Consider the following 11,489-nt stretch of genomic DNA (forward strand, 5'->3'; position numbering starts at 1 on the left):
ACTCTGATGAATATCTTATCAAAGTGGAGATTTTTTATTTCAAATTCTCTAATTACTTATGAAATTTGAGGAAAAATTGTAATGATTATAACGAAATGAAAAAAAATTAATGAGGATAATAATGCGTAACAATTATAAAAGTAAAGGCAGAAATAAAATTAGAGTTATTCCAATAGGAGGACTTGGAGAAATCGGGAAAAATATTACGGCAATAGAATATAAGGAAGAGACGATTGTTATAGATTGTGGAATAACTTTTCCGGATTCAGATATGTATGGTGTTGATTTAGTAATTCCGGATATAACTTATCTTTTATAGAATAAAGATAGAATAAAAGTAATATTTCTTACCCACGGACATGAAGATCATATAGGGGCATTACCTTATGTTTTAAAACAAATCAATGTTCCTGTTTATGGAACATAATTTACGTTAGGACTTGTAGAAAAAAAGTTACAAGAACATGGAATATTAGAACAGTGTACCCTGAATGTAATAACCCCTGGTGATATTATAAAACTAGAAAAACTCAGTGTAGAATTTATAAGCGTTAATCATAGTATAGCAGATGCTTGCACTATTGTTATACATACGCCTATTGGTAGAATCATACACACGGGTGACTTTAAAATAGATTACACTCCAATTGATGGGAAAATTATAGACTTAGAGAGATTTGCAAAATTAGGTGGTCAAGGTGAGCCTTTAGCTGCATTAACAAGAATGGCATTATCGACCCATCGAAGTATTCAAATACAAAAGGATGATCTTATTATTTTCTCTGCGTCTCCCATTCCAGGAAACGAAAAAGCAATATACAATACTATAAATGAATTGTTTAAAAAGGGAGCCAATGTAATATATGATACTACACAAAATATTCATGTTTTTGGTCATGCATGTCAAGAGGAATTAAAACTAATGCATACATTAGTTCATCCTAAATATTTTATGCCAGTACATGGTGAATATAGACATTTAAAAGAACATGCATTGCTTGCGGAAAAACTAGGAATGAATCCAGAAAGGATCTTCATTGGAGAAACTTGCAGAATATTGGAAGTGTCTCCAAGAGAATGTAAATTTTACAAAAAAATACAAACGGAAGCTATAATGGTAGATGGTCTTGGTATCAGAGATGTTGGAAACATTGTACTTCGTGATAGAAAGCACTTAGCGGAAGAGGGTATATTTACAGTTGTAGTTACTATAGAAAGAGAAAATATATACTATATTAGCAGGGCCAGATGTAATAACTAGAGGATTTATATATATGAAAGAATCTAATGAGATTATTAATGAAGCAAGGGAGATTGTAAAAAAGAGTTAGAGGCGTGTCTAGGTAATCAAATTAGAGAGTGGTCAGTAATTAAATCAAGTATTAGAAATGTTTTAAGTGAATTTCTATATATAAAAACTAAGAGAAGGCCTATAATTATACCTATAATAATGGAAATTTAACAAAAATTAATATGTATTTTATGTCACCTCAACCTAATAGGTTGAGGTGTTTTTAATTAGGATATTTATTAGTATATACCTATATAGGATAAAAAATACAAAAAGTAACAATTATGTTTGTTGTAATATTGTGAAAATTATTATAAAATAAAGTTGAGACAATATAATAAATTATAATGTGCCTAGGGGGAAGAATAATGAGTATACAAATTGATTTTAGTAACTTAGATATTATACTTGAAAATCATGAAAACAAACCTAGTAATATTATTGCAATATTACAAGATACACAGGAAATATATAGGTATTTACCTAGGGAGGTATTTGCATATTTTTCAGAAAAGCTTGGAATGAGTATGGCCAAAATATATGGTGTAGCAACTTTTTATGATAACTTCTCTTTAGAACCAAAAGGTATGTATGTTATAAAAATATGTGATGGGACAGCGTGTCATGTAAGAAAGTCTATTCCTATTTTAGATAAAATGCGAGAAGAACTAGGACTATCTGAAACAAAAATTACAACAGATGATTTGATGTTTACAGTGGAAACGGTTTCTTGCCTTGGAGCTTGCGGACTTGCACCTGCTATAACTATTAATGATAAAGTACATGGCGCTATGACTCCACAAAAAGCAATGGAGCTTTTAAACACACTTAAGGAGGGAAATTAATATGCTTCTTAATAGAGATGATTTAATTAATATAAGAAATGAATACAAAAGTAGTTTTAATAGTCAACATAAAAAAATTCTTATATGTGCGGGTACTGGTTGTATAGCAGGTGGTGCACTTGAAATTTATGATGAATTTGTAAAGTTAATGAAGGAGAAAGGGATAGATTGTGAATTAGGTCTTCAAAAAGAACCTCATGATGAATCGGTTGGAATTAAAAAGAGTGGATGTCATGGCTTTTGCGAAATGGGACCACTTGTAAGGATTGAGCCATGGGGATATTTATATATAAAAGTTAAAAAAGAGGATTGCGCCGAAATACTCGAAAAAACTATCCTTAATAATGAGTGTGTTGAGAGGCTTGCATATACTAAAAACGGGAAAATATATAAAAAACAAGAGGAAATCCCTTTTTATAAAAGTCAAACAAGGCTTGCACTTGAGCATTGCGGACATATTGATGCAACTTCGATAGAAGAATATTTTGCTATAGGAGGATACTTAGCACTTGAGAAAGCTTTATTTGAGATGGACGGCGAGAGTATTATTAAAGAAATAGAGGAGTCTAATTTAAGAGGGCGTGGAGGTGGTGGATTTCCTACAGGCCGTAAATGGTCGCAGGTGAAAAAACAACAAACAGATATAAAATATATTGTTTGTAATGGCGATGAAGGGGATCCCGGTGCTTTTATGGATAGAAGTCTTATGGAGGGAGATCCACATAGAGTGATAGAGGGAATGATGATTGCTGCTATCGCGTGCGGTTCTCATGAAGGATATATTTATGTGCGGGCTGAGTATCCTCTTGCTGTAAATAGACTTAAAAATGCTATTATTCAAGCAAGAAGTTATGGTGTTTTAGGTGAGAATATTCTTGGGACAACATTTAGTTTTGATATTAAAATAAATAAAGGTGCAGGTGCTTTTGTTTGTGGTGAGGGAAGTGCTCTTACCGCTTCAATTGAAGGTAAAAGAGGTATGCCAAGAGTTAAACCCCCAAGGACAGTTGAGCAAGGACTTTTTGCTAAACCAACGGTGCTTAATAATGTAGAAACATTTGCTAATGTTCCTTTAATCATTACTAAAGGAGCAAAATGGTATAAATCTATAGGACCTGAAAATAGTCCGGGTACAAAGGCATTTGCACTAACTGGAAACATTGAAAATACAGGACTTATTGAGGTTCCAATGGGATCGACTTTAAGAGAAATAATATTTGGAATAGGTGGAGGAATTAAAGGTGGCAAGAAATTTAAGGCTGTTCAGATAGGTGGTCCATCGGGAGGATGCCTTATAACATCAGATCTTGATTTAAGACTAGATTTTGATTCATTAAAAAAAGTAGGTGCAATGATAGGCTCAGGTGGACTTGTGGTTATGGATGAGGATACTTGCATGGTTGAGGTTGCAAAATTTTTTATGACATTCACTCAAAATGAATCTTGTGGAAAGTGTATTCCTTGTCGTGAGGGTACTAAAAGAATGCTTGAAATCCTTCAGGGAATTACTACGGGAAAGGGCAAAGCATCAGATATAGATATGCTACTCGAACTTGCAGATACGATATCACAAACAGCATTATGTGGCCTGGGAAAAACAGCTGCACTACCAGTTGTTAGTACTATTAAAAATTTCCGCTCTGAGTATGAAACTCATATTAATGAAAAGAAATGTCCATCAAAAACTTGCGTTGGACTTAAGACTATATTTATAGATAAAGAACTTTGCAGGGGTTGTTCAAAGTGCTCAAGGATTTGCCCAGTAAATGCAATTTCAGGAAAAATAAAAGAAATCTATACAATAGATAAAGAAAAGTGCATTAAATGTGGAGCCTGTATTGAAGCTTGTACATTTAAAGCTATAAAGGAGGTTTAAGGTGATGACTGGACAATTTATGCTTATAGATGATATTCCTGTAGAGATAAATGGAGAAAAAAATATTCTTGAGTTAGTTAGAAAAGCTGGTATTGATTTGCCCACATTATGTTATTATTCAGAGCTTTCAGTATATGGTGCTTGTCGTATGTGCATGGTAGAAAATAAATGGGGAGGAATGGAAGCTTCGTGCTCTACTCCTCCGAAGGCTAATATGGAGATTTATACAAATACGCCCAAGCTTCGTAAATATAAAAAAGTGATACTTGAATTACTATTAGCAGCGCATTGTAGGGATTGTACTACATGTGAGAAAAGTGGTCAGTGCAAATTGCAAGAGCTTGCTAAACAGTTTGGAATAACAAAAGTAAGATTTAGTAATACTTCGGTGAAGAGAAAAATAGATGATTCTTCAGTATGCATAGTACGCGATAAAAGCAAGTGTATTTTATGTGGTGATTGTGTACGTATGTGTGAAGAAGTACAAAATGTTGGAGCTATTGATTTTGTTAATAGAGGTTCAAAAATGACTGTAGGAACGGCTTTTGATGTACCACTCGCCGAGACTAATTGCGTTGGGTGTGGACAATGCGCAGCAGTGTGTCCTACTGGCGCAATTATTGTGAAAAATGATACGCAGAGGCTTTGGAAAGACATTAGTGATATGGAAACATTAGTCGTGGTTCAGATTGCCCCTGCAGTTCGTGTGGGAATTAGTGAGGAGCTAGGAACAAAAAGTGATACAAAAGTTATGGGTAAAATTGTAAGTACTCTTAGAAAAATGGGTGTTGATGAAGTTTTTGATACATCGACTGGAGCTGATCTTACAGTACTTGAGGAGACAAAAGAATTCCTTTCAAGAATTGAAAAAAATGAAAAATTGCCTCTATTTACATCATGTTGTCCTGCTTGGGTAAATTATGTTGAAAACAACTATCCGAGTTTAATTAAAAATATTTCTACATGCCGATCACCTATGCAGATGTTTGCGTCTGTAATTAAAGAGCAGTATAAGGAATCTAATAAGAGAATTGTACATGTGGCAATAATGCCTTGCACAGCAAAAAAATTTGAAGCACAAAGAGAAGAATTTAGAGAGAATGGAGTTAACAGTGTAGATTATGTTATAACTACACAAGAACTAATTAAAATGATAAAAGAATCAGGAATTGTATTTTCAGAGGTAGAGCCTGAGGCAGTTGATATGCCGTTTGGTGTTAGTAGTGGAGCGGGTGTAATATTTGGAGTAACAGGTGGGGTAACTGAGGCTGTTATTCGCCTTGTAATAGAGGATAAATCACCTTCTGCATTACGTGCTCTTGCTTTCGCCAGAGTAAGGGGAATGGATGGAGTTAAAGAAACAAGTATTACTGTAGATGGACGTATAATAAAAATAGCGGTGGTGAGTGGACTTAAAAATGCCGATGAACTTGTGAAAAAAATACAGGAAGGTCATGCCCAGTATGATTTTGTTGAAGTTATGGCATGCCCAGGGGGATGTATTGGTGGTGCAGGACAACCATTTGTTAAATCAAAGGGAAAATTAAAACGAGGTGCTTTATTATATGAAGCGGACAGAATGAATGTTATAAGAAGAGCAGAGGAAAATCCTCTTATGGAGACGTTGTATAAAGGTTTGTTAAAAGATAAGGTGCATAAGTTATTACATGTAGAATACAAATAAAAAACAAATCCATCATAATAAATACATTATGATGGATTTGTTTTATTTTAAACACTTCATAAGGAAAGAATAAATTGTACTTTAGATATTACTAAGCGATAAAGTTTTGAATTGAAAGAAAGGCTTTAATATCTATTTTCTCATTAGAATTAATTAAAAGCCTAGCTTCTTTCTTAGATAATAGTATAACCTCAATATCCTCATCGGGTTCTAGATAATCTTTTGATATTTCTCCCTGACAAGTACAATATACAAGGGCCGCAGATTCATCTGTCATACCAGTTGAAATGTATGCCTGTGATTTTGTCTTAGAATAATCAATATTAATTAAATCAAGTCCAGTTTCTTCTTTTAGTTCCCGACCAACAGTAGTTTTGAAATCTTCACCGGGATCAATAAGCCCAGCAGGAATTTCATAAACATAATCATTAAGAGGAACCCTAAATTGTTTTATAACCACTAATTTATCTTCAGCTATATGAGTTGCTATAATTATAACGGCATCTATAGAGCACTCTGCTTTATTAAAATAGATGTTTTTCAATGTATCTATGTTTTTTCTAGAAGCTATGGACCAATTTTTGCATTCTCCATTTTTGTTAATATATTTTGCATCGTAGAGCTTCAAATATTTTGTATCTGCTAGTGTTGTAATATGTTTTATACTCATTATTTCATATCCTATCATATTTTATTTTATTACCAAGTATCCATATCTACAAGACTTAAAAGTAACTTTTTTATATTGGATATTGTAATTTCTCATTTATATATACATAAATTAATAATAGCACTTTAAAATGGAAATAACAATGGAACAAAAGTAGGAAATAATGCTATAAAAGTAAATATGTTTATTTAATGGTTTAAACAATTAATATTAAATTAAACAGATATTTGTTATAATATTTATGGAAATAAAATTATAATGAATGATAAAAAAATTATATGTAAAAGTTACGGAGGCAAAAATATATGTTTTATTTCGTTGAAGATATAGAGAAAAATATTATGAATGTAAACTGTTTTTATGAAATTCCATTTTTAGAAGAAGCTATTTATAATATGTCATTAGAAAAAATGACTAAAGAATATGAAAATATAAAAAAATGGTTCATGATTGATAAAATGGCTAATAATTTTCAAAATAAAGGTGTCGCTGGAAAAGAAATGCAGTTTTTTCTTATAGACAATATTCCTTATGAAGAGATGGATTATACTCATGACCTTCTACATAATAAAATTAAACAAAAAATGGGGTTACAATTTGAAGAATATGAGCACTTTTTAAAATTAAAATTAAGTGGGACATGCTCTAGAATCTTATTTAATATTAAGGTGAAAAATATTCTGAAAGAATGGAGTTAGATTATAATATCTAAATTCATAATTAAAATAAAAAGTTTAACTATAAGAATAAAGTTTATCTTAAAGTATACGATAATAAATATACAGGAAAAATTTATTTAAAATGGGTGGTAGTCATGGCATTATCTTCAGATATTATTTTTAACAGGATGTTGAACGAATATATATTACAAACGAAAACCAATGTTACAGTACCGGATACAAGTACAAGCAGTGTTAAGCAAGAAGCAGAAAATCAAAAGATATTGTTCCAAACAATGCTTATTCAAATGATGGATAGTTCAGGGAATTCGACGATGACAGAGTTTATGTCTAATGCAATATCCAATGAAAAGTCTTATAGACTTAATGAGTCATTGAATTCACTTAGTAATTTTAACACTACAATGAGAGATGCGGCTCGATCATTATCAAATGATAATAATTCTAATGAATTAGGGCTTACCGCGGCTAAATATGAATCTAATCTTAACCCAGCAGCAATAAGTAATACATTGGGAGATTATGGTGGAAAATCTTATGGAGCATGGCAATTTTCATCCAAGACTGGTTCTCTAGATTCATTTATAAATTCAATTCAAACAAAAGATAAACAAATTTATAAAAGGTTAACAGAGGCTAAAGCTAAAGATGGTAATAAATTTGGAGAAAATTTTGATGCAGCGTGGACAAGTATTGCGTTATTTAATAAAGATAAATTTTTAAAATTACAGCAAAATAGCATAAAAGGGAATTATTACGATGTAGTAGCAACAGATTTAAGGCAAAAGTATGGATTTGATATAAACAATAAAAGTGACGCTTTAAAAGAAAGCTTATTATCTACAGTAGTTCAACATGGTGTTTCTGGTGCGTTATCAGTGTTCTCAAAACTTAATTTGAAGAATAATGATAAGCATATTATAAATGATTTATATAATGAACGTCAAAAGGTTGATGTTTATTTTAGAGATAGTTCACAAGCTGTAAAACAAAGTGTATATAATAGGTTTACAAAAGAAAAGCAGGATATGATAAGTATGTTAAATGTTTAATTCACAAAATCATATATGTAAGCTTTGAGAAAGTAAAATATAAGGAAATCTAGTAGATGTAAGATCTACTGGATTTTTTTTATTTTATAAAAAATAGTAAATAAAAGAAATATAAAAATTATAGAAAAGTAAATTTAAGAAAAAATCTTTAAATATCAATAATATAGTATATATACTAATTATTGTATTGAATATAAAAATACAAATAAAACATACTATTTATAACATTAAAAAATAATAATTTTCTTAATTTTATATTTGAGGGGGAAACAAATGAAAAAATTTACCAAAAAAATATTTATATTGCTTGCAACAGCATTATTTATTAATATATTCGGTTATTTTATACCATATGTAAAAAACGCATATGGAGCACAAATTATACAAGATACTAAATCATTGCAGTTAAAGCATAGCAATAATAAGCTTATGATTAGTGATAAGAGAGAAATCAAAGTTGGTGATAATATATCAGGGTTTATTCTTGAATCTAAACAATGGCTTTCTGATATACAGTCTACATCTATGATATTTAAGCATAATAAAAGTGGAGCAAAATTAATTTATTTACAAAATGATGATGAAAATAAGGTATTCTCGATAAGCTTTAGAACACCAGTTAATGATAATTCTGGTGTTAATCATATTATTGAACATTCAGTTTTATGTGGATCAAAAGATTATCCTGTTAAAGATCCATTTTTAATTATGACTAAGCAATCACTAAATACATTTTTAAATGCTTTTACAGGTCCTGATTTTACAATGTATCCGGTAGCTAGTAAGAATGAAAAAGATTTTAACAATTTAATGAGTGTATATCTAGATGCAGTATTTTGTCCTAATATATCTAAGGATCCTAAAATACTTAAACAAGAAGGTTGGCATTATGAGGTTAATAGTAAAACTGGAGAACTGAATTATAATGGAGTTGTATATAACGAGATGAAAGGTAGCTATTCTTCACCACAAGTAATACTTTCAAATACTATTAATCAATCACTTTTTAGTGATAACTCGTATAAATTCGAATCCGGTGGTAATCCAGATAACATACCTGAGTTAACTTATGAAAAATTTATAAATACTTATAAAAAATATTATGTTCCATCAAACAGTTCTATATATTTATATGGGAAATTGGATATTTATCATTCACTAAAATTTATGAATGATAAATATCTTAGTAAATCAAATAGAGTAAATGTAGATAGTAAAATAAAGTTACAAACTAAATATGAAAAAAAGGTTGAAAAAACTGCAGTATATCCAGTAGCTAAGACTGCAAGTACATTAAATATGACTTATTTATCATCTAATTATATGATTGATAAAGTTCCGACTGCTGAAGATATTTTAGGGTTTCAAATACTACAAGAAATACTTTTAAATACTAAATCATCACCTCTTAGGAAAACCTTGCACAATAGTGGTATTGGAGCAAATGTATATGCAAGTTTCAATCCATCAACAATGCAACCAACTTTCAGTGTAATTGCCACTAATGCAAATGAGACGCAAAAACAACAATTTAAAAAGCTTGTGGATGATGCATTAAAGCAAGTAGTGAAAGATGGGTTTGATAAAGAAACTGTAAATTCTGTATTAACTGCTTTAGAATTAAGTTTGCGCACTCAAAATTCAGATGCAAATAGAGGAATGAATTACATGTTGGTAGCGCTTAATTCTTGGAATTATGATATTAATCCAACAGAATATTTGGAAATTACACCTTCCCTAAAAAAAATAAAATCTAAATTATCTGATAAGTATTTTGAAAAACTAGTACAAAAATACTTATTAGATAATGAACATAATTCCTTGGTTGTCTTAAAGCCATCAAATGGATTAAATGAAGTCAAAGAAGAATTGTTAAAGAAAAAGTTAGCAGCATACAGAAAATCATTATCACAAACCCAATTGACTACAATTAAAAAAGATACAGAGGGATTAAAAAAGTGGCAGGGGTCAGTGGATACAAAAGAAAATTTATTAAAAGTACCAACTCTTACCCGTAATGATATAAAACTAAAAGAAGAAGAAATTCCAACAATAGAAAAAATGGAACAAGGCACAAAAGTATTAATGCACCCAATGTTTACAAATGGTATAACTTATTATAATTTATATTTTGATAGCTCAAACGTGCCTCAAAGTAAGGTGTTATATTTAAAATTACTTGCTAGTATTTTAGGAAATGTTAATACGCAAAAATATAATCCAATGCAAATATCGAATAGAATGATGAAGTATACCGGTGGAATGGTTTTTAATTCAACCGCAGTTAAGAGTAATACTACTAGTGATGGATATGCTCCCAAAATGAGTATTTGCGCAAACTCTCTTAATAGTACAGTTCCAGAAGCGTTGGATCTAATAGGCGAGATAATGAATCATAGTGTATTTAATGATAAGCTCCGCATGAAAGCTTTAATAAAAACATTAAGAGTAAATTATGAATCCATGTTTGTTAATCAAGGAAACACTCTGGCAATAAATCGTACATTATCTTATTTATCCAGTAGTGGTAAGTATAAAGATTTGAATATTATTCCGTATTACGATTTTATTTGTGATTTAGATGATAACTATGAATCACGGTTTGATGAAATGACAACAAATTTAAGTGATGTTAGTAATATTGTATTTAATAAGAAAGGGTTAGTCGTAAGTTACACAGGAGACGAAGTAAATTATGAAAAATTTATTTATGATTTTAATAAATTTAAAGAAACAATTAACGATAAAAAATTTACTAAGAAAATTTATGAATTTGATTTTTCAAGTAAAAATGAGGCCTTTATAATTCCATCTCAAGTTCAATATGTGGTAAAGGCTGGAAATTTTAAAAAATCAGGTTACAATTATAATGGACATATGAAAGTTCTTGAAAAGATTTTGAATAGTGATTATTTATGGAAGGAACTTAGAGTAAAAGGTGGTGCTTATGGTGGTTCCATGAGTTTTACGAAAGATGAGGTATTGTTTTATTCTTATCGTGACCCCAATTTAAAGGAAACATTAGATACCTTTGATGGGGTAGTAAAGTTCTTAAAAAATTTTAGTGCAGATGATAAGGAAATGACTAATTATATAATAGGAACTATAGGAAGTATGGATTATTTGAAAGGACCTTATGTTAAGGGCATATTAGGTGATAATATGTATTTCTCAGGCACTACGCAAAAGGATATTCAAAAGATACGTGATGAGGTTTTAGAAACGTCGGCCAGTGACATAAGAGAATTAGCTGGTCTTCTAGATGCAGTAATAAAACAAAATTTGCATTGCGTTGTAGGAAGTGAAACTAAAATAAATAATAACAAAAACTTATTTGATAAAATTATAGTGCCTATTAAAAAATCTAAGTAGTCCTTTAGAAAAGAACATA

At 30.4% G+C, this 11,489-nt stretch carries 7 protein-coding genes and 1 pseudogene; 7 read left to right on the top strand and 1 reads right to left on the bottom strand.

Features of this window, described 5'->3' with window-relative positions; genetic code table 11:
- The first annotated feature begins 121 nt into the window (after positions 1–121).
- From KPL37_RS01240 to KPL37_RS01255, 4 genes and pseudogenes are all read left to right on the top strand, one after another.
- A pseudogene (locus KPL37_RS01240) lies at positions 122–1,462 on the top strand (ribonuclease J).
- Between the two features lie 197 nt (positions 1,463–1,659).
- The gene (locus tag KPL37_RS01245; protein ID WP_216145414.1) at positions 1,660–2,136 is read left to right on the top strand and encodes an NADH-quinone oxidoreductase subunit NuoE family protein; all 477 of its coding nucleotides are present in this window, start codon (positions 1,660–1,662) and stop codon (positions 2,134–2,136) included.
- Between the two features lies 1 nt (position 2,137).
- Positions 2,138–4,012, top strand: coding sequence for an NADH-quinone oxidoreductase subunit NuoF (nuoF, locus tag KPL37_RS01250; protein WP_216145416.1), 1,875 nt, complete (start codon positions 2,138–2,140; stop codon positions 4,010–4,012).
- 4 nt (positions 4,013–4,016) lie between these two features.
- Positions 4,017–5,696: a [FeFe] hydrogenase, group A gene (locus KPL37_RS01255; RefSeq protein ID WP_216145418.1), complete on the top strand. Its 1,680-nt coding sequence runs from the start codon at positions 4,017–4,019 to the stop codon at positions 5,694–5,696.
- Positions 5,697–5,787: 91 nt separating this feature from the next.
- On the opposite strand, the gene KPL37_RS01260 is transcribed toward KPL37_RS01255, so the two are convergent.
- Positions 5,788–6,366 (bottom strand): NUDIX hydrolase, encoded by a 579-nt coding sequence (locus KPL37_RS01260; RefSeq protein ID WP_216145420.1) that lies wholly within the window; start codon positions 6,364–6,366, stop codon positions 5,788–5,790.
- A 305-nt stretch (positions 6,367–6,671) separates the two neighbouring features.
- Here KPL37_RS01260 and KPL37_RS01265 point away from each other — a divergent pair, with 305 nt between their 5' ends.
- The 3 genes from KPL37_RS01265 to KPL37_RS01275 all read left to right on the top strand — a co-directional run bounded on the left by KPL37_RS01265 (position 6,672) and on the right by KPL37_RS01275 (position 11,470).
- Positions 6,672–7,064 carry a hypothetical protein gene (locus KPL37_RS01265; protein WP_216145422.1) on the top strand — a complete coding sequence of 131 codons (393 nt, stop codon included), beginning with the start codon at positions 6,672–6,674 and terminating at the stop codon, positions 7,062–7,064.
- Positions 7,065–7,180: 116 nt separating this feature from the next.
- Positions 7,181–8,098 carry a VgrG-related protein gene (locus KPL37_RS01270; RefSeq protein ID WP_216145424.1) on the top strand — a complete coding sequence of 306 codons (918 nt, stop codon included), beginning with the start codon at positions 7,181–7,183 and terminating at the stop codon, positions 8,096–8,098.
- 273 nt (positions 8,099–8,371) lie between these two features.
- Positions 8,372–11,470, top strand: coding sequence for an insulinase family protein (locus tag KPL37_RS01275; protein ID WP_216145427.1), 3,099 nt, complete (start codon positions 8,372–8,374; stop codon positions 11,468–11,470).
- Positions 11,471–11,489: the final 19 nt, after the last annotated feature.

This window comes from Clostridium frigoris, from assembly GCF_018861865.1.
In the GTDB taxonomy this organism is placed as follows: Bacteria; Bacillota; Clostridia; order Clostridiales; family Clostridiaceae; genus Clostridium_AD; species Clostridium_AD frigoris.